The 18358-nt window shown below is 59.3% G+C and carries 18 protein-coding genes; 6 read left to right on the top strand and 12 right to left on the bottom strand.

The window, feature by feature from the left end:
• Window positions 1–43 precede the first annotated feature (43 nt).
• Both ACYZT5_RS29880 and ACYZT5_RS29875 read right to left on the bottom strand, forming a co-directional pair.
• Window positions 44–1399 (bottom strand): tryptophan--tRNA ligase, encoded by a 1356-nt coding sequence (locus ACYZT5_RS29880; RefSeq protein WP_462048540.1) that lies wholly within the window; start codon window positions 1397–1399, stop codon window positions 44–46.
• A gap of 24 nt (window positions 1400–1423) precedes the next feature.
• Complete coding sequence (locus ACYZT5_RS29875; protein ID WP_462052333.1) at window positions 1424–2053, bottom strand: alpha/beta hydrolase; 630 nt, start codon at window positions 2051–2053, stop codon at window positions 1424–1426.
• 144 nt (window positions 2054–2197) lie between these two features.
• Between ACYZT5_RS29875 and ACYZT5_RS29870 the strand changes: the two genes are divergently transcribed.
• Window positions 2198–2632, top strand: a complete 435-nt coding sequence (locus tag ACYZT5_RS29870; protein WP_283181616.1) for a Z-ring associated ZapG family protein — start codon at window positions 2198–2200, stop codon at window positions 2630–2632.
• Window positions 2633–2717: 85 nt separating this feature from the next.
• Here the strand turns inward: ACYZT5_RS29870 and ACYZT5_RS29865 are convergent, their stop codons facing one another.
• The 8 genes from ACYZT5_RS29865 to ehuR form a co-directional block, all read right to left on the bottom strand.
• Complete coding sequence (locus tag ACYZT5_RS29865; protein WP_462048539.1) at window positions 2718–4103, bottom strand: aminotransferase; 1386 nt, start codon at window positions 4101–4103, stop codon at window positions 2718–2720.
• Between the two features lie 23 nt (window positions 4104–4126).
• The gene (locus tag ACYZT5_RS29860) at window positions 4127–5599 is read right to left on the bottom strand and encodes an NAD-dependent succinate-semialdehyde dehydrogenase (RefSeq protein ID WP_462048538.1); all 1473 of its coding nucleotides are present in this window, start codon (window positions 5597–5599) and stop codon (window positions 4127–4129) included.
• 144 nt (window positions 5600–5743) lie between these two features.
• Complete coding sequence (locus ACYZT5_RS29855) at window positions 5744–6223, bottom strand: Lrp/AsnC family transcriptional regulator (protein ID WP_462048537.1); 480 nt, start codon at window positions 6221–6223, stop codon at window positions 5744–5746.
• A 110-nt stretch (window positions 6224–6333) separates the two neighbouring features.
• Entirely contained in the window at window positions 6334–7335 is a 1002-nt protein-coding gene (gene doeB, locus ACYZT5_RS29850; protein WP_462048536.1) for a N(2)-acetyl-L-2,4-diaminobutanoate deacetylase DoeB, read from the bottom strand.
• 3 nt (window positions 7336–7338) lie between these two features.
• Window positions 7339–8529, bottom strand: coding sequence for an ectoine hydrolase DoeA (gene doeA, locus ACYZT5_RS29845; protein ID WP_462048535.1), 1191 nt, complete (start codon window positions 8527–8529; stop codon window positions 7339–7341).
• Window positions 8530–8571: 42 nt separating this feature from the next.
• The gene (gene eutC, locus ACYZT5_RS29840) at window positions 8572–9564 is read right to left on the bottom strand and encodes an ectoine utilization protein EutC (protein WP_462048534.1); all 993 of its coding nucleotides are present in this window, start codon (window positions 9562–9564) and stop codon (window positions 8572–8574) included.
• Between the two features lie 35 nt (window positions 9565–9599).
• On the bottom strand, window positions 9600–10571 hold the full coding sequence (eutB, locus tag ACYZT5_RS29835; protein ID WP_462048533.1) for a hydroxyectoine utilization dehydratase EutB: 972 nt from the start codon (window positions 10569–10571) through the stop codon (window positions 9600–9602).
• Between the two features lie 107 nt (window positions 10572–10678).
• On the bottom strand, window positions 10679–12073 hold the full coding sequence (gene ehuR / locus ACYZT5_RS29830; RefSeq protein ID WP_462052332.1) for a MocR-like ectoine utilization transcription factor EhuR: 1395 nt from the start codon (window positions 12071–12073) through the stop codon (window positions 10679–10681).
• Window positions 12074–12354: 281 nt separating this feature from the next.
• On the opposite strand from ehuR, the gene ehuB reads away from it, so the two are divergent.
• The 4 genes from ehuB to ehuA all read left to right on the top strand — a co-directional run bounded on the left by ehuB (window position 12355) and on the right by ehuA (window position 15469).
• A complete protein-coding gene (gene ehuB, locus ACYZT5_RS29825) occupies window positions 12355–13212 on the top strand; it encodes an ectoine/hydroxyectoine ABC transporter substrate-binding protein EhuB (RefSeq protein WP_462048532.1) in 858 nt (285 codons plus the stop codon).
• Between the two features lie 69 nt (window positions 13213–13281).
• Window positions 13282–13941, top strand: coding sequence for an ectoine/hydroxyectoine ABC transporter permease subunit EhuC (ehuC, locus tag ACYZT5_RS29820; RefSeq protein ID WP_462048531.1), 660 nt, complete (start codon window positions 13282–13284; stop codon window positions 13939–13941).
• Window positions 13938–14594: an ectoine/hydroxyectoine ABC transporter permease subunit EhuD gene (gene ehuD / locus ACYZT5_RS29815; RefSeq protein ID WP_240888109.1), complete on the top strand. Its 657-nt coding sequence runs from the start codon at window positions 13938–13940 to the stop codon at window positions 14592–14594. The genes ehuC and ehuD overlap by 4 nt, the downstream gene beginning before the upstream one ends.
• Window positions 14594–15469, top strand: coding sequence for an ectoine/hydroxyectoine ABC transporter ATP-binding protein EhuA (gene ehuA, locus ACYZT5_RS29810; RefSeq protein ID WP_462048530.1), 876 nt, complete (start codon window positions 14594–14596; stop codon window positions 15467–15469). The genes ehuD and ehuA overlap by 1 nt, the downstream gene beginning before the upstream one ends.
• Before the next feature lie 134 nt (window positions 15470–15603).
• Here ehuA and ACYZT5_RS29805 read toward each other — a convergent pair whose 3' ends face one another.
• Both ACYZT5_RS29805 and ACYZT5_RS29800 read right to left on the bottom strand, forming a co-directional pair.
• On the bottom strand, window positions 15604–16329 hold the full coding sequence (locus ACYZT5_RS29805) for an OmpA family protein (RefSeq protein WP_462048529.1): 726 nt from the start codon (window positions 16327–16329) through the stop codon (window positions 15604–15606).
• Between the two features lie 117 nt (window positions 16330–16446).
• Window positions 16447–17085 (bottom strand): MBL fold metallo-hydrolase, encoded by a 639-nt coding sequence (locus ACYZT5_RS29800; RefSeq protein ID WP_462048528.1) that lies wholly within the window; start codon window positions 17083–17085, stop codon window positions 16447–16449.
• Between the two features lie 357 nt (window positions 17086–17442).
• On the opposite strand from ACYZT5_RS29800, the gene ACYZT5_RS29795 reads away from it, so the two are divergent.
• Entirely contained in the window at window positions 17443–18357 is a 915-nt protein-coding gene (locus ACYZT5_RS29795; RefSeq protein WP_462048527.1) for a phosphoribosyltransferase-like protein, read from the top strand.
• Window position 18358 lies beyond the last annotated feature (1 nt).

The following is an 18358-nucleotide window of genomic DNA, read 5'->3' as shown; positions in this document are numbered from 1 at the left end:
CCGTGGGAATGGCAATCGGCCCTTGGTCGGACCGAGCCGTTGATTATTCCTGAACCGGGGTCAGGGCAACTCGCAAGGCATCGATGGCGACGTCGCGAGCGGCGTTGTCAGCAAAAGTCGGGCTGTCGGCCACGCACTCGCCTTCCAGCCAGACGCTGAAACTGCGGTCTTCACTGCGCACCTCCAACGGCTGACCCGATTGCAACTGCTTGGTCACCTGACCTGCGGTTTTGCCGTCGGCGAAGTTGCGCGACAACAGCAGCTGCTCGCCATCGGCCGCCAGCAGACGGAAACGGAAACTGCTGTCTTCTTCGCGGAAACTGACAAAACGCGCGGCTTTCGCGGTTTTCTTCTTGGTGGTGGTCGCGACTTGGGTCTGAGCGACGAAAGAGCGCAGGCCAACCGCTTCACGCAGTTCGTGGAGGAACGGTGTCGCGACCGAACGAGCCTTTTTGGCGCCGATTTGCAGGATGTCTTCCAGGTCTGCCGGGCGTTCGATCAGCTGGTAATACCGCTCGCGGGACTCGCCCAATTCGTTGTCCAGCAGCTGGAACAGACGATTCTTCGCCTCACCCCAACCCAGGCCCTGCAGCAGTTCGCTGCGGAATTCGTCGGCCTGCGCCGCCGTGGCAAACGCCTGGAACAGAGTGAACAGGTGCGAATTGTCCGGATCCTTCGCTTCGCCCGGAGCACGGGAGTCGGTGACGATCCGCGAAATGGCGTCCTTCATTTCCTTGGCGCTGCTGAACAACGGAATGGTGTTGTCGTAGCTCTTCGACATTTTACGACCGTCGAGGCCTGGCAGCGTCGCGACGCTTTCTTCAATCAGCGCCTCGGGCATGGTGAAGAATTCTTTGCCCTGACCGAACAGATGGTTGAAGCGCTGGCCGATGTCTCGGGCCATTTCCACGTGCTGGATCTGGTCACGACCGACCGGCACCTTATGGGCGTTGAACATCAGAATGTCCGCCGCCATCAGCACCGGGTAGCTGTACAAGCCCATGGTGATGCCGGCATCCGGGTCTTCGCCGGTTTCAACGTTCTTGTCCACCGACGCCTTGTAGGCGTGTGCACGGTTGAGCAGGCCCTTGGCGGCGACGCAGGTGAGCAGCCAGGTCAGCTCGGGGATTTCCGGGATGTCGGACTGGCGATAAAAGGTTACGCGGTCCACGTCCAGGCCACCGGCCAGCCAGGTCGCGGCGATTTCCAGACGCGAGCGCTGGATGCGCAGCGGGTCATCGCATTTGATCAGGGCGTGGTAGTCGGCCAGGAAGTAGAACGAATCGGCATTGCTGTCACGGCTGGCGACGATCGCCGGGCGGATGGCGCCGGCGTAGTTGCCCAGGTGCGGCGTGCCGGTGGTGGTGATGCCGGTGAGGATACGGGTACGAGTCGTCATGGGTAATCGCTTGTCAGACTGCAATCAATTCGAAAGGCGCGGCAGGATCAGATCCTTGAGATCAGTCAGCTTGCCATGAAAAAAGTGTCCGCATTCTGCCACTTTCAGCAGCTCATGGGGGCGCTCGAGTTTCGAAGACCAGTCGTAGACAGCTTGCGGATCGATCACTTCGTCGGTTTCCGGCTGGATCAGGGTCAACTCGCCTTGCTGCGGCAGTTGATCCTGATCACCCAGGCGCATGACCGCAGGCGCGACCATGAACAAATGTTTCAGTTGTTCGCCCTTCGCTTCCAGGCGTCCGCCGAGACTTGCGGCAACAAAACCGCCAAAGGAGAACCCGAACAGGGTCAGCGGCAAGTCTGGATGTTTGGCCCGCAGCCATTCGGCGACCGCTTGTGCATCATCGACTTCGCCCGTGCCCATATCGTGGGTGCCTTCGCTGGCACCGACGCCGCGATAGTTGAAGCGCACCGTAATCAAACCGGCATCGCGCGCGGTGCGCTGCAAGGTCGAGACGACTTTGTTGAGCATGGTGCCGCCCTGCACCGGGTTTGGGTGGCAGATCAGCGCCACGCCGCGGGCCTGGTCGTTGTCCAGGTAAAGTGCTTCCAGTTGTCCGACCGGACCATCAATCACTACAGGGGTTTCGCGCATAAGCAAGGAAGGAACTCCGTGACCTCGAATCGGGTCGACTCGTCTAGCAAATTGTCTGTGCCAATCTATTGCGAGTGAATCGCGGTATACAGCGCAGGTTCGAGCCGTTAACGTAAAGCAAAGCCGTTTATAGAGGAAGGACTCGTGGAACACTCGCTCTTAGTTTGGTTGTTGCCGACTCTTGCCCTGGTTGTGGGTGTCGCCATTGGATTCCTGATCGCTCGCCTGGTGCCGAATGCCGCTCCTAGCAGCACACAACGTCAGCTGGATGACGTTCAGGAACGTTTCGACAGTTATCAGAACGAGGTGGTCACCCACTTCAACAGCACTGCAACCCTGGTCAAGAAACTGACTCAGAGCTATCAGGAAGTGCAGGATCATCTCGCCGAGGGTGCCAACCGCCTGGCCCTGGACGAGCAGACCCGTCAACGCTTGCTGGCCTCCCTGCATGCCGACGCGGCAGTGGCCCCACGGGAACGCCTGACGCCACCGCGCAATCAGGAGCCGCCTCGCGATTACGCCCCCAAAGCCCCGAACGCGCCGGGCATGCTCGATGAGCATTACGGCCTGAAGAAGTAATCAGGTTTCGCGCGACATGAAAAAGCCCTCGGACGAGTGATTGTTCGAGGGCTTTTTTGTGGTCGAAGTTTATTGGTCGCCTGAGTTAGCCAAGCACTTCGCTGGCCACGTGATCGACCGCACTTTTGGTGATGTCGACGATCAGGTCGGCCTCTTCCTCGGTCAGGATCAACGGCGGTGCAAAGCCGAGAATGTCGCCATGGGGCATCGCCCGGGCAATCATGCCGCGCTCGAGACAGGCTGCCGATACTTTCGGGCCGACCTTCAACGCTGCATCGAACGGCGTACGTTGCTCACGATCAGCCATGAACTCGACCGCGGCAAGCATGCCATCACCACGCACTTCGCCCACCAGCGGATGACCTTCCAGGGTTTCGCGCAACCGACGGTTCAGGTAGCTGCCGACCTTCTCGGCATTGGCCGTCAAGTTTTCCCGTTCCAGGATATCGAGGTTGGCCAAGGCCGCCGCCGCGCAAATCGGATGCCCGGAGTAAGTCCAACCGTGACCCATGGCACCTTCGGATTCTGAGGCTTTTTCAATCACGTCCCAGACCTTTTCGCCGACGATCACCGCCGACAACGGCGCGTAGGCGCTGGTCAGGCCTTTGGCGGTAGTGATCAAGTCCGGGCGCATGCCGTAGCGCTGACTGCCCATCTTCGAACCTAGCCGACCAAAGGCGCAGACCACTTCATCGGCGATCAGCAACACGTCGTATTTGTTCAGCACTGCTTGAATCGCCGTCCAGTAGCCAGCCGGTGGAACGATGATGCCGCCGGTGCCCATCAGCGGTTCACCGATGAACGCAGCGACGGTGTCCGGCCCTTCGGCCAGGATCATCTTTTCCAGTTCGTCGGCGCAGTAGCGCACAAACGCCGCTTCATCCATGCCAGCCGGAGCCTTGCGGTACCAGTGCGGGCAAACGGTGTGTTTGACGCCTTCGGCCGGCAGGTCGAAATGCTGATGGAAGGTCGGCAAGCCAGTGAGGCTGCCGGTCATGATGCCCGAGCCGTGATAACCGCGATCACGGGAGATGATTTTCTTCTTCTGCGGGCGACCCAGCACGTTGTTGTAGTAACGCACCAGTTTGACCTGGGTTTCGTTGGCGTCGGAACCGGACAGGCCGTAGTAGACCTTTTTCATGCCCTCGGGCGCCCAGTCCATGATGCGGCTCGACAGCTCGATGATCGCCTCGGTCGAGTGGCCCATGTAGGTGTGGTAATAGGCCAGTTCCTTGGCCTGCTTGTAGATCGCGTCGGCCACTTCGGTGCGGCCGTAGCCGATGTTCACGCAGTACAGACCGGCAAAGGCGTCGATGAAATCACGCCCCTCGTGGTCGCGAATACGAATGCCCGACGCACTCTTGATGATGCGCCCCTTGAGCGCGCCGCTGGCGTGGTCATGGGCGTGGGTCGACGGGTGCATGAAGTGCGCACGGTCTTGTTCGAACAGCGTATCGAGTTCTTGGTTCATGGCATGTCTCCTGAGAACTGGCCTTAGAACTGGCCTTGATGGTGCAGGCAAAAGTATTTGGTTTCGACAAACGCTTCGAAGCCCTCGGTGCCGCCTTCGCGGCCCAGACCCGAGGCTTTCATGCCACCGAACGGGATCGGGTGGCCGGTGAACTTGACGCCGTTGACTGCGACCATCGCATGGTCGAGGCGGCGAATCAGTGGGTAGATCAGGTCCAGACGGTTGGAACAAATGTAGGCGGCCAAACCGTATTCGGTGTCGTTGGCCATTTCGATGGCTTGCTCGAGGGTGTCGAAAGGCATCACCCCGGCAATCGGCGCGAAATTTTCTTCGCGGTAGATGCGCATCTGCGGCGTGACATCGGCCAGCACCGTCGGCTGGTAGAACAACCCGCCAAGGGCATGGGCCTCGCCACCGACCAAGCGTTGTGCACCGTGTTGCAAGGCATCCGCGACGCGCTCGGCAGTGACATCGAATGCGCCCTGATGCATCAACGGACCAATGTCGACGCTTTGCTCCCGGTCGCCCACCAGCGCCGGGCCGACCCGCAGTTCGCGCACGGCGGCGGCAAAGCGGCTGAGGAATGCCGGGTAGATTGAGCGCTGCACCATGATCCGGTTGGCCGCGCAGCAATCCTGGCCGGAGGTCTGGAACTTGGCCTCCACCGCGACTTTCACCGCCAGTTCCAGATCGGCATCGGCGCAGACAATGAACGGCGCGTTGCCGCCCAGTTCCAACGACACCTTCTTCACATCCTGGGCCGCCGCTTGCAGGACCAACTTACCGACCCGGGTCGAGCCGGTGAAGCTGACGGATCGCACGCGGCTGTCCTGAACCAGGGTCTGCATGGTCATCTGCGGTTCACCCAACACCACGTTGAACACGCCTGCCGGAAAGCCTGCTTCTTCCGCCAATTGCGCCAGGGCCAATGCCGAATAAGGCGTTTCGTGGGCCGGTTTGATTACCACGGTGCAACCCGCAGCCAATGCTGCGGCGGCTTTACGGGTGATCATCGCCGACGGGAAATTCCACGGTGTCAGCAGTGCACAGACGCCAACCGGTTCCTTGATCGTGCCCAGATGCGCGCCGGGGATATGGCTGGGAATGTTCTGTCCATAAAGGCGCCGCGCCTCTTCGGCAAACCACGGAATGAAACTGGCGGCGTAGGCGATTTCGCCGCGTGACTCGGCCAGGGGTTTGCCTTGCTCCTGACTGAGGATGCGCGCCAGGTCTTCCTGATGCTCAAGGATCAACGCCGCCCAGCGCCGCAGAATCGTCCCGCGGGCATCGAGGCTTTGCTCACGCCAGGCCGCAAACGCCCGGTGTGCAGCATCAACGGCGGCGACGATCTGAGGCTGATCGAGCATCGGCACATGGCCGATCAACTTCCCATCGGCCGGGTTGTGCACGGCGACGCTGTGGCCGCTGTCACTGTGGACCCAGTGCCCGTCGACGTAGCAAAGTGCTTTGAACAACAGCGGATGTTTGTATGTCATGGCGTTCACTCCAAACCGTGTGCGTGAATCCATGCTAGGGCAGTGCGGCCCGGGTGATTTGGCGTTTGGCGGGGCGCAACACGCGGTTTTTTCTGATTGAGCATCGGCAAACAGCGGCTTTTTGCGGTGAGGTTTTGCGCTGGCTTATGGCTCCTGCGCCAACTCGGCCGGCAACGCTCCGGCGGTCTTGATGGTCTTGGTCACGATGTAGGTGAAGTAGCGTTCGATGCCCAGATCATCGAGCAACAACTGGTCGATAAAACGCTGGTAGTGGTCGATGTCCGGCGCCTGGATCATTGCCATGTAATCGACGCCGCCACCGGTGGCGTAACAGAACGCCACCTCGGCAGCCTCGTTCATGCGTTGCTCGAAACGCCGCATGTCCTGGGCGGTGTGCCGGGCCAAAGTGATTTCCACCAGCACCTGCTGACTTTTGAACACGGCGTTCCAGTCGATCTGCGCGCGGTAGCCCTTGATCAAGCCCAGGGCTTCGAGTTTGCGCACGCGTTCCCATGCCGGCGTCACCGAGAGATTGATCGCCTCGGCCAGGCTCGACTTGGTGATCCGTCCGTCTTCGGCGAGGATCCGCAGGATGTTCAGGTCATAGCGATCGAGCTTGTGCATGGACGAAAACCTCCGGGCAAATGAGCCGCTATTCGTAGGAGCCAGGCTTGCCGGCGAAGGCGTACTTAAGAGCGCCTTCGCCGGCAAGCCTGGCTCCTACAGGGTTTGTGTTACACCAACACATCCGCGATGACTGCAACAGTATCGCCACACTGCACCAACCCGGGAAAATGCCGCGCAGCCAGCAGACCGCCACGCGCAGCGCGATATTCCACTGGGGCCACCCCGCTGCGGGTGGCGTCGTAAACGCGGGCAATCACCTCACCCTTGCTCACCTTGTCACCCAGATCGCGGCACATTTCCAGCAGGCCGTCGTGCTCGCTGGCGATGAAACAATCGGCGTCGGGCATGTCGAGCATGATCGACTCTGCGGTCTGGACCTCACCTTCGAGAATCCCCGCATGCACCAGCAGATTGCGCACCCCGCGCTCGGCAATCGCCACACTGCGCGCACTGGACGAACCACCGCCACCCAGTTCGGTCGTGACGAACACTTTGCCCTGACGCTCGGCGGCGGTGTCGTACATCGCCCCGGCATCCAACTCCAACATGCGCATGCTGTAAGGCGCATTGAACGCGCGCATGCCCGCTTCGCACTGGGCCTGCTGATGTTTATCGGGCAGCACATGGCAAGCGGCGAACGGCAGGAAATCCAGGGTGCGGCCGCCGGAATGAATGTCCAGCACGATATCGGCCAAGGGCAACAAGGTCCGGTTGAAATAATCGGCGATTTTCTCGGTCACCGTGCCGTCCGGCTTGCCGGGGAAACTGCGATTCAGGTTGCCCTTGTCGATGGGTGAAGTCCGCCGCCCGGCATGGAACGCCGGGGTGTTCATGAACGGGACGATAATCACCCGTCCGGTCACTTCGGCAGCCGTCAGGCCCTGCGCCAGTTTGCTCAGCGCCACCGGACCTTCGTATTCGTCACCGTGGTTACCGCCGGTGAGCAGTGCAGTCGGCCCCTGACCGCGCTGAATCACCGTGACCGGAATCATCACCGCCCCCCAGGCCGAGTCGTCCCGGGAATACGGCAATTTGAGAAATCCGTGCTGCACGCCTTCGCGGGCAAAATCCACCGTGGCGCTGATCGGGTTGTCAGGCAGGTCGCTCATGGCTCAATCCTTCACGAACAGTTGGCGTGGCACATTGCACAGCGTCTCGACGCCGGTCTCGGTGATCAAAATGCTTTCGGTGATTTCCAGCCCCCAATCGTCCATCCACAGGCCCGGCATGAAGTGGAAAGTCATGCCCGGTTGCAACACGCTGGTGTCGCCGGGACGCAGGCTCATGGTGCGCTCGCCCCAGTCCGGCGGATAACTGATCCCGATCGGGTAGCCGCAACGGCTGTCCTTGTGGATGCCGAACTTCTCCAGCACCTTGAAAAATGCTACGGCAATGTCGCCGGTGGTGTTGCCCGGTTTGGCCGCGTCGAGCCCAGCCGCAATGCCTTCGACCACGGCTTTCTCGCCGTCGAGAAAGTACTGTGGTGGTTTGCCCAAATAAATCGTGCGCGACAGCGGGCAGTGATAGCGCTTGTAGCAACCGGCGATTTCAAAGAAGGTCCCGGCACCTTTTTCGAACGGCGAATCGTCCCAGGTCAGGTGCGGCGCGCTGGCGTCGGCACCCGTGGGCAAAAGCGGCACGATGGCCGGGTAATCGCCGCCATGACCGTCGGCGCCGAGAATGCCGCTGCTGTAGATTTCAGCCACCAGTTCATTTTTGCGCATGCCCGGCTCGATCCGTTCGAGGATCCGCCCGTGCATGTTTTCGACGATGCGCGCAGCGATGCGCATGTAAGCGATTTCCTGGGGTGACTTGATCGCCCGCTGCCAGTTCACCAACCCGACCGCGTCGATCAGCCTGGCCTGCGGCAGGTTTTTCTGCAGCGACAAATACGCGGCGGCGCTGAAGTAATAGTTGTCCATTTCCACGCCAATGGTCAGCGCGTCCCAACCCCGGGCACTGATGACTTCCCGCGACAAATAATCCATGGGATGGCGTTCCCGGGACTGCACGTAGATGTCCGGGTAACCGACGATGTTCTCGTGCTGCATGAACACGGTACGTTTGGCACCGTTGGCATCTTGCCCGCGACCGAACCAGACAGGCTCGCCGTCGAGCGCCAACAACACGCACTGGTGGACGTAAAACGACCAACCGTCATAGCCGGTCAACCAGGCCATGTTCGATGGATCGGTCACCAGCAACAGTTCGATGCCCTGGGTCTGCATGGCCGCTCGAACCTTGGCCAGACGCTGGGCGTATTCCTCCCGTTCGAACGGGAGATTGACGACTATCTGAGACATGCACATGCCCTCTGATAAATGACGCACGAATGAAAAAACCGATTAGCTGCCGAACTGGAAACCCTTGCCGGCCGAGCGCGCGCGCTCGAAGGCCAGATTGGCCATGGCCGTGTCCTGCGCGCCGGTGCCGGTGAGGTCGCACAAGGTGACTTGCGCCGAGCGGGTCCGACCCGGGCGTTGGCCTGCGAGCACCTGACCCAATTCGGCCAGGCCCGATTCGTCGGCGATAACGCCGGCCGCCAAGGCGTGATGCAACTCGCCGAGGATTCGGGTCTGGCTCAAGCGATCCGCCACGTAGCGATCGACCTTGACCAGCGCCTGGGGAGAAATTTCGTTTTTGTGTTCGGCGTCCGAGCCCATGGCGGTGATGTGCAGGCCGGGGTGCAGATGGCGCGCTTCGATCAAGGGTTCGCGGCTCGGGGTGCAGGTGATCGCAATGTCCACGCCGGCCATGGCCTCGTCGATGCTCGCGCAAGGCGTGACCACCAGACCGCTGTCGCGCGCCAGCTCGGCGCTGAAGGCTTCAGCCTTGGCGATGTCGCGTGCCCAGACCCGTACGTTTTCAATCGGGCGAACCAGACGCAACGCCTGAAGCTGCAACGCGGCCTGCTCGCCGGCACCGATCAGCGCGACGCTGCGACTGTCGGCCCGCGACAGGGCACGCGCAGCGACAGCACCGGCCGCGGCTGTGCGCACGGCGGTCAGGTAACCGTTATCCAGCAACAAGGCATCCAGCAAACCGGTGCGTGCCGACAGCAACATCATCATGCCGTTGAGGCTCGGCAGGCCGAGTTTCGGATTGTCGAAAAAACCCGGACTGACCTTGATCGCAAAGCGTTCCAGGCCCGGCAGGTACGCAGTCTTCACGTCCACTTCGCCGTTGTATTCGGGGATGTCCAAACGCAGGATCGGCGGCATCGCCACTGCCGCCGTGGCCAGCAACACAAAGGCTTGTTCGATGGCCTCGATGCTCGGCAGATCCAGCGCCACGCAGGCGCGCAGATCCGCTTCGCTCAATAAGGTGATTTCACTCATCAACGCAGCTCCAGTCAGACGGTTATTGTTTGGATTCATGCATCCGCGCCCGTCAGGACGCGTAAATGCTGATCGATGTCGACGTTACGGCCGCTGACCACCACCACGATCGGTCCGCGCGGTTCGATCAAGCCGTCGAGCAGCGCCGCGATGCCGACCACCGCCGCGCCTTCCAGCACCAGACGCTCTTCGCGATAGGCATGGCGGATGGCATTGGCGATGGAGTTTTCACTGAGCAGGTGCAGGTGATCGCACAGGTCGCGGGTCATGTTGAAGGTGTAACGATTATCCAGACCGATGCCGCCGCCCAGGGAGTCGGCCAGGGTCGGCAACTCTTCGACTTCCACCGGATGCCCGGCCGCGAGGCTGGCGTGCATGGCCGCACCACGCTGCATGCTGATGCCGTGAGTGACGATGTTTGCACTGGCACTTTTGATCGCCAATGCGACGCCGGCAAATAGACCGCCGCCGGACAACGGCACGAGGATTTGCGCCACGTTCGGTTGCTGTTCGAGGATTTCCAGACCGAGGGTGCCCTGCCCGGCGATGATGGCCGGATGATCGAACGGCGGCAGCAATGTCGCGCCGTGCTCGCTGGCAATCCGTTCGGCTTCGCGCTGGGCATCGTCCTGGGACTGGCCGACGATGCACACCTGGGCGCCAAGATCTCGAATCGCCTGAACCTTATTCGCGGGCACCCGGTGCGACAGGCAAATCGTCGCCTTCACGCCTTGCCGGGAAGCGGCATACGCCAGTGCACGACCGTGATTACCGGTCGACGCCGCCACCACGCCACGCACTTTCTCCTCGGCGCTGAGCTGCGCTACGGCATTGCTCGCGCCGCGCAATTTGAAACTGCCGGTGATTTGCTGGGATTCGAGTTTCAGGTACACCGCCACGCCCAATTGCTGCGAAAGGCTCGGCGAATATTCCATGGCTGTGCGCCGGACCAGCGATTCGATTCGCTGGCGAGCGAGGTAAACATCGTTTAGTTGCAGCGCTGACATGACCGCATCCCGACTGAGGTGTTGGGCGCAGTCTAAGAGGGCTGGATTGTCGCGATGAATGTACTAGGGCAATTTAGCCGACAAACTTTTTGCGGACTTTTTTCCGCTCAAAAGTCATGGATTTGTGGGTACTGACTGAATATCTCGCGCATGCCAATCAGCGCATCGCGCATTTCTTCGTCGCTGCATTCGGCGCCGACACACATCCTCACCGCTCGAGCCCGAGGCGTGCCACGCACGGTAAACGGGTCAGGCGACGTGACGGCAATGTGCCGGTGACGCAGGGCCCGCACCAGGCTGTCGACCTCCCAGTGCGGGGGAATGCCGACCCACGCATTCAATGCATGAGGATGCTGGCCGAGCAGGTATTCGCCCAGGTATTCGCTGACCATCGCCTGACGGCCGGCCAACAGTTTGCGCTGCAAACGCACGAGTGTGTCGGCGCGACCGTCGCGAATCCAGCGCGCGGCGATTTCGGAGACCATGGGCGTGGCCATCCAGCTGTTGACCCGCAAGATGCTCTCGGTGCGCAACGCCAGACGCTTGGGCACCACCAGATAGCCGATGCGCAAACCGGTCAGCACCGACTTGGTCATGCTGGTGCAATAGAACGACAGTTCCGGCAGGTAATGGCTGATCGGCGGCGCGCGCTGTTCATCCAGCAATGGGCCGTACACATCGTCCTCGATGATGTGCACACCGAAACGCCGGGCGATGTCGGCAATCTCACGCCGGCGGCTGTCCGGCATCAGGCTGGTGGTCGGGTTGTTCAGGTTCGGCGTGCACACCAGCGCGGTGATGCGCTCGTTGCTGCACATGTCTTCGAAATGTTCCGGGTCAATGCCATAGCGGTCCATCTCCAGGCCTTTGAGGGTAAATCCCAGCACCTGCGAGTTGCCGATCACGCCGTGGTCAGTCACGCCTTCACAGAGCACCACATCATCGGGGCCGGCTAGCGACGCCAAGGCGAGGAAGATGCCGTGGGCCGCGCCGTTGGTGATCAGGATGTCATCGCGCTCGACCCGCAGTCCTTGCCGTCCGATCCAGTGCATGGCCGCCTCGCGGTGCGATTCGAAACCGGCAATCGGACGAAACGCGTGAATCCACGGCTGATCCTCTTCAGTGCTGAGCTCCCGACAGGTGTCACGCCAGAACTGGTCGTGCTCGCGGGTGTGCAGGATCCGCGCGATGGAAAAATCCACCAGGGCCCGTTCGGGGCTATCGAGAATATACGTAGCCACCCGATCGCTCATGCGCCGCGATACAAAGCTGCCGCGCCCGACTTCGCAACGCACCAGCCCCTGGCGCTCCAGTTCTTTATAGGCGTTGGTGACCGTCTGCACGCTGATGCCCATGGCATCGGCAACGTGCCGCTGGGGTGGCAGGCGCTGATCGTTGGCCAAGACACCCTGCTCGATATCGTCGGCAATCGCCTGCACCAGGATTTTGTATTTGGACTCGCCGCTGCGGGCGATTTCCAATGCTGCTTTCCACTTGTCCATCAGCGCTAAAACCCGCGTCTGTGCTCGTCGGGACAGCATCCCGCGAGAATCCATGCAAAGCAATTGTCCTAGTGCAATGCAATGATGCTCGGGGCTTTTGTATGCTCGGTTCAAGGTCGATAGCCGGGCACGTTTCAAGCCCCCACAACAAAACCAATTGACCTGTACCGGAACTGTGTCCCGATCCATGGGATCAGTCCTTGTACGCTTTGCTCTTGTAACACTGCCTCCTACCACAGAGCCGTCAACGACGGGTCCACAAGAAACAGGAGATTTTATCGATGAGCAATTTCCCCTCCGGCACCACCCATGTTTTGCGTCGCCTGTTCGTGGCTTGCGCGATGTTCGGCCTGGCCGCTAGCGCCCACGCCGCCAGTACGTTGGAAACTGTCAAACAGAACAGCAGCATCCGCATCGGTTACGCCAACGAAACCCCGTTCGCCTTTACCGAAACCGACGGCAGGGTCACCGGTGAATCGCCGGAAATCGCCAAAGCCATCTTCGCCAAAATGGGTATTTCCAAGGTCGACGGCGTATTGACCGAGTGGGGTTCATTGATTCCGGGTTTGCGCGCCGGTCGTTTCGATGTGATTGCCGCCGGCATGTACATCACTCCGGCTCGTTGCAAGCAGGTGCTGTTTACCGATCCGCAGTATCAACTGCCGGACGCGCTGCTCACGGCAAAAGGCAACCCGAAGGGGCTGCACAGCTATGAAGACATTGCCAAGAATCCCGAGGTGAAACTGGCGATCATGGCCGGTACGGTGAACCTGGCATATGCGCGGGATTCGGGCGTGAAGGATGCGCAAATCCTGCAAGTACCGGACACCACCGCCCAGTTGCAAGCCGTGCGCGCCGGCCGAGCCGATGCCGCCGTGGGTACTCAACTGACCATGAAAGGCCTGGCCGCCAAGGGTGGCGAAAAAGTCGAAGCGGTCACCGAGTTCAAGGACGACCCGTCGCACATCGGTTACGGTGCGCTCGCCTTCCGTCCGGAAGACAAAGACCTGCGCGATGCGGTCAACGCCGAGTTGAAAAAGTGGCTGGGCTCCGAAGAACACCTCAAGGCTGTTGCCCCTTTCGGGTTCGACAAATCCAACGTGACAAGCAAAACGGCTGCCGAGCTCTGCGCTCAATAGCCGAAACAGGCATGGCGCCACGGCGCGATGCCTATTTCCCTGCTTAATCCGGATGGCCAGGTTTAAACCATGGGTGAATTACTTCCGCTATTGATACAAGGCGCCTGGGTGACGCTCCAGGTGACAATTTTCGGTTCGCTGCTGGCGATTGTCGCGGCGATTCTCGCGGCGCTGGGGCGCATGTCGCCATGGCGGCCATTGCGCTGGTTTTCCATTGTCTACATTGAAGTGTTTCGCGGCACGTCGTTGCTGGTGCAATTGTTCTGGCTGTTTTTCGTGCTGCCGCTGCCACCGTTCAACCTTGAACTGAGTCCCTACAGCGTGGCCATCGTCGGCCTCGGCTTGCACATCGGCGCTTACGGCGCGGAGGTGATGCGCGGTGCGATCAGCTCTGTCGCCAAGGGTCAGTACGAGGCGTCCACGGCGCTGAACTTCAGCGGCTACAAGCGTTTTCGCCGAATCATTCTTCCGCAGGCGTTGCTGGCGGCTATCCCGCCGGGCACCAATCTGCTGATCGAATTGCTGAAGAACACCTCGCTGGTATCGCTGATCACTTTGTCCGACCTGAGCTTCCGGGCTCGGCAACTGGATCAAGCGACCTTCCAGACCCTGGAAATTTTCAGTCTGGCGCTGGTGATGTATTTCGTCCTGGCCCAAGCCATCAACATCGGCATGCGCCAGATTGAACGGCGCCTGGCTCGCGGGCGGATGCGTGGAGGTCTGTCATGACACTGTTCGACTGGACCTACGCCTGGCAAATCCTCCCTGATTTGCTGCGCGCTTCGCTCAACACCGTGGGGATTACCCTGATCGGCTTCCTGATCGCCATTGTGCTTGGGCTGTTCCTGGCTATCGGCCGACGCAGCCGCAGAGTCTGGCTATCGTGGCCGGCCACCGCCGTGATCGAGTTCATTCGCAGCACGCCGCTGCTGATCCAGGTGTATTTCCTCTACTACGTGCTGCCCAACTACGGCGTCAGCATGACCGCCATGCAAGTCGGGATTCTCGGCATCGGCCTGCATTACGCCTGCTACATCGCCGAGGTGTATCGCGGCGGCCTCGACGCGGTGCCGCGCGCACAATGGGAAGCGGTCACGGCGCTGAACATCGCCCCGTACAGCGCTTATCGCAACATCATCCTGCCCCAGGCCTTGCGGCCGATCCTGCCGCCATTGGGCAACTACCTGGTGGCGATGCTCAAGGACACGCCGGTGCTGTCGGCGATTACCGTGGTGGAAATCATGCAACAGGCCAAGAACATCGGCTCCGAGAACTTCCGCTACCTGGAGCCGATCACCATGGTCGGTCTGTTTTTCCTCGCCCTGAGCATCGCTTTGGCTTATCTGGTACGGCGCCTTGAAGTGCGCCTGGAGCTACGCTAATGACTTCTCCACTCTCGACACCCAGCGACCTTTCCCGGCACAGCAACCCGACCCCGCTGCATCCGCAGGAGGCCACGGCCATGCAGGAAACCAAACCGGTCAAGCCGATCGTCAGCTTCCAGGACGTCACCAAGAGCTACGGCAACTTCACCGTGCTCGACCACTTGAACCTGGACGTCACGCCGGGTGAGAAAGTCGCGATCATCGGCCCCAGCGGTTCGGGCAAATCCACGCTGCTGCGGGTCTTGATGACGCTCGAAGGCATCGATGACGGACTGATCCGCATCGAGGACGACCTGCTGACCCACATGCCCAATCGCAACGGTGTGCTGGTGCCGGCCAACGATCGGCATATCCGTCGAGTGCGCGGCAAAATCGGCATGGTGTTCCAGAGCTTCAACCTGTTCCCGCACATGACGGCGCTGCAAAATGTCATCGAGGCGCCCGTGCAGGTCCTCGGCATGAAACCTGTCGAGGCTCGGGAGCGAGCGGCGGACTTGCTGGAACTGGTGGGTCTGGGCAGTAAACTCGGGCATTACCCTTCGCAGCTGTCCGGGGGCCAGCAACAACGGGTCGCCATTGCCCGAGCACTGGCCATGCGGCCTAAAGTCATGCTGTTCGACGAAGTGACTTCGGCGCTCGACCCGGAACTGTGCGGCGAAGTGCTCAACGTGATCCGCAAGCTCGGCACCGAACACAACCTGACCATGCTGATGGTGACGCACCAAATGGGGTTCGCCCGGGAGTTCGCCGATCGTGTGTGCTTTTTCTACAAGGGGCAGATTCACGAACAGGGCACCCCGGCGAAGATCTTCGAACACCCGCAGCAGGAGCGCACATGCGCGTTTCTCAGCGCGGTGAAAGAGGCCAATTAGGAAAGTCGGGTTAGGCACAAACCCAATGTGGGAGCGAGCCTGCTCGCGAAAGCGGTGTGCCAGGCGACATTAATGTCGTCTGACACGCCCTCTTCGCGAGCAGGCTCGCTCCCACAGTTTTTATTGCGCAGATATTACTGGTATTGCTGAACAGGTTGACCCTGCTGCTGATATTGCTGACCCGGAATCGCCTTCAGGTTGACCTCGACCCGACGGTTCTGCGCCCGGCCATTGACGTCGCCGTTGCTGGCAATCGGGTTATCCGGCCCGGCACCGCGAGCCGACAGGTTGGCACCGCTCACGCCTTGCGACGTCAGGTAAGTCGCCACGCTCTGGGCGCGACGCTGGGACAGGTCCATATTGTGCTGTCGGGCGCCGGTGCTGTCGGTGTAACCGACGATCTCGATCTGGTTCTGGCTGAACTCCTTGAGCGAGCCTGCCAGATTGTTCAGCGGCTGGTAGAAGCCCGACGCGATGTTCGCCGAATCGGTCGCGAAGGTGATGTTGCCCGGCATGATCAGTTTGATCTGATCGCCCTGGCGCTGCACTTCCACCCCGGTGTTGGCCATGCTGGCGCGCAGTTTCTTCTCCTGCTGGTCGGCGTAATACCCGTAACCGGCGGCGGAAGCACCGACCACGGCAGCGCCAATCAGCGCGCCCTTGCCACGGTTGTCGTGACCGATGGCGGCACCGGCCAACGCACCGGCCAGAGCGCCGAGGCCACCGTACTTGGCGGTTTTGCTCATGCCCGTGGAGCCACCGTCGGCCTGCCCCTGACTGTCGTAAGGGTTAGGCGAGGCGCAGCCAGACAACAAGGCCACAGCAGTAGCGACAATAATCAAACGACGCTTGGTGAACATGAAGAGCTCCTACTTTTTGCATTCTGTGGTGCAACGGACCAAGGCATTGAACCTTTGCGGGCGTTGGATCATTGCGGATGAAAAAAATTCCGCGGCGCGTCCTCCCAACTGCAGAAATCAGGCCCGCACAAAAGGGTTCTCGCGCATTTCATCACCCAGACGCGTGTCCGGACCATGCCCGGTCACCACCGTCGCCTCTTCATCGAGGGTGTACAGCCGCTGCTTGATCGACCGCACGATGGTCGCTTGATCGCCACCCCACAAATCCGTGCGCCCTACCCCGCGACGAAACAACGTGTCACCGGCAATCAGCAGCTTTGCCTCTGAAAACCAAAAGCTCATGGAGCCCGGCGTATGACCCGGCGTGTGCAACGCTACGCCGCAACCGCACGCCAGCTCTTCATCATCGGCCAACCAGCGATCCGGCGATGGCACCGGCGTGTAAGGCACACCGAACATCTGGCACTGCATCTCCAGGTTGTCCCAGAGAAATTGATCTTCTTTATGCAAATGCAGGGTTGCGCCGGTTTTCTCCTTCAACTGACCGGAAGCCAGGAAGTGATCAAGGTGCGCGTGGGTGTGAATGATGCTGACCACCTTCAGGCCCAGTGCGTCGAGCCGCGCGAGGATCAGTTCGTGATTGCCCCCAGGATCGACCACGATGGCCTTTTTGGTGATCGGATCGCCGATGATTGTGCAGTTGCACTGCAACGGGCCGACGGGGAAGGTTTCGCGGATGAGAGGTACATTGGTCATATGTAATCCTTACTAAAATTTTTTCGCATGACGTTGAGCGAGCTAACGAGGAAACCAAGCAGACCTGAGTTTTTTGCCGAAATAATCAGATTGTCGATTTCGGCTTTCAAATCAAAGAACGGACAGATCAAGCACGGAGGCATGAAAACGCGCCTCCAAATCAACCAGATATCAACGAACCCAAGGTAACCGACCTGATTTCACCCTATAGAGAAAAAAGCACGCAACCCCAGGTAACTCGACCTTCGCAACAAGGAGGGGGAAACTAGACCTCCCTCCGTGCCCAAAACCACGCCCCAAATGGTATCGTACAGATTATCGAGCAGCGATAGCCCAACCTAAACTTTGAGTAATGATATGACCGACTTTTTCGGGGAACAAGGGATTCTCTTCTATGAAAATGTCCTTACATCTACTAAAACATTAATCAGCTCTGGTTTATGGAAAGACATAAATCTACGTTCTATCGAAAAATGGACTGAGTATTTTGAAAGTAACGAAGAAAAAACTCTTTGCGGCCTACTTCTAGACTCACTTACATTTAGATCCAGAGTACAAACCCAAGCCTTACTCTCTAACATCATAGAAAAATCCATACCTCAAGCAACTTTGAAGTCAAACATTACTTTTAATAACAGCCTCCAGAAAATACTTACTGAACAATATCCAGGAGCCAACAAGGATATTATTAAAATAGTACCTGTTATAAGCGATATGGACCCACCTACAAAAAGCGGCCCTCTTGTAGCACGACTCTATAAAAAAGAAATAGGCGTAAACGAAAAATTCATGGAGTGGCCGTGGAAACTTGAAAACCACGCAGACACCGTAAAGCTCGTCGTATTCATTGATGACTTTATTGGGACTGGCGACCAATTCCTAGAATTTCTAGACCGTTTCTTCCCCACAGGCAATTTCAAAGATGGAACAGAATACATATACGCTCCTTTAGGTGCCTGCCAAAGCGGAGTAAGTCACATTATTGAAAACGCCCCAAGAATAAAGATATGTCAATCAGAGCTTATTAAAAAAGAGAATTATTTTTTTTCCGGCCTAAGTTCTCGATACAAAGAACTAGATGACAATTTTGCTGACAACCTACGCTCGGTTTATCTAGACTTCTTAAACAAAGTCGGACTTAAATCCTTAAAGAACAAATTTGGATATGGAGATCTTGAACTAACATATGCTTACTCTCATGGTACGCCTAATGCGACGCTGCCAATTTTTTGGGCGGCTAATAAAAACTACCAACCAGCTTTCTCGAGGTAAC

This window comes from Pseudomonas sp. LB3P14, assembly GCF_054898045.1.
The sequence above is the reverse complement of the archived record's forward strand: the minus strand, read 5'-3'. Positions and strand labels throughout refer to the sequence as shown.

Coding starts and splice junctions, on each gene's coding strand:
- doeA (WP_462048535.1), bottom strand. CDS start 8,529: ATGTCTCAGATAGTCGTCAATCTCCCGTTCGAACGGGAGGAATACGCC.
- doeB (WP_462048536.1), bottom strand. CDS start 7,335: ATGAGCGACCTGCCTGACAACCCGATCAGCGCCACGGTGGATTTTGCC.
- ehuR (WP_462052332.1), bottom strand. CDS start 12,073: ATGGACAAGTGGAAAGCAGCATTGGAAATCGCCCGCAGCGGCGAGTCC.
- ehuB (WP_462048532.1), top strand. CDS start 12,355: ATGAGCAATTTCCCCTCCGGCACCACCCATGTTTTGCGTCGCCTGTTC.
- ACYZT5_RS29865 (WP_462048539.1), bottom strand. CDS start 4,103: ATGAACCAAGAACTCGATACGCTGTTCGAACAAGACCGTGCGCACTTC.
- ehuC (WP_462048531.1), top strand. CDS start 13,282: ATGGGTGAATTACTTCCGCTATTGATACAAGGCGCCTGGGTGACGCTC.
- ACYZT5_RS29800 (WP_462048528.1), bottom strand. CDS start 17,085: ATGACCAATGTACCTCTCATCCGCGAAACCTTCCCCGTCGGCCCGTTG.
- ehuA (WP_462048530.1), top strand. CDS start 14,594: ATGACTTCTCCACTCTCGACACCCAGCGACCTTTCCCGGCACAGCAAC.
- eutC (WP_462048534.1), bottom strand. CDS start 9,564: ATGAGTGAAATCACCTTATTGAGCGAAGCGGATCTGCGCGCCTGCGTG.
- ACYZT5_RS29860 (WP_462048538.1), bottom strand. CDS start 5,599: ATGACATACAAACATCCGCTGTTGTTCAAAGCACTTTGCTACGTCGAC.
- ehuD (WP_240888109.1), top strand. CDS start 13,938: ATGACACTGTTCGACTGGACCTACGCCTGGCAAATCCTCCCTGATTTG.
- ACYZT5_RS29875 (WP_462052333.1), bottom strand. CDS start 2,053: ATGCGCGAAACCCCTGTAGTGATTGATGGTCCGGTCGGACAACTGGAA.
- ACYZT5_RS29795 (WP_462048527.1), top strand. CDS start 17,443: ATGACCGACTTTTTCGGGGAACAAGGGATTCTCTTCTATGAAAATGTC.
- ACYZT5_RS29805 (WP_462048529.1), bottom strand. CDS start 16,329: ATGTTCACCAAGCGTCGTTTGATTATTGTCGCTACTGCTGTGGCCTTG.
- ACYZT5_RS29880 (WP_462048540.1), bottom strand. CDS start 1,399: ATGACGACTCGTACCCGTATCCTCACCGGCATCACCACCACCGGCACG.
- eutB (WP_462048533.1), bottom strand. CDS start 10,571: ATGTCAGCGCTGCAACTAAACGATGTTTACCTCGCTCGCCAGCGAATC.
- ACYZT5_RS29855 (WP_462048537.1), bottom strand. CDS start 6,223: ATGCACAAGCTCGATCGCTATGACCTGAACATCCTGCGGATCCTCGCC.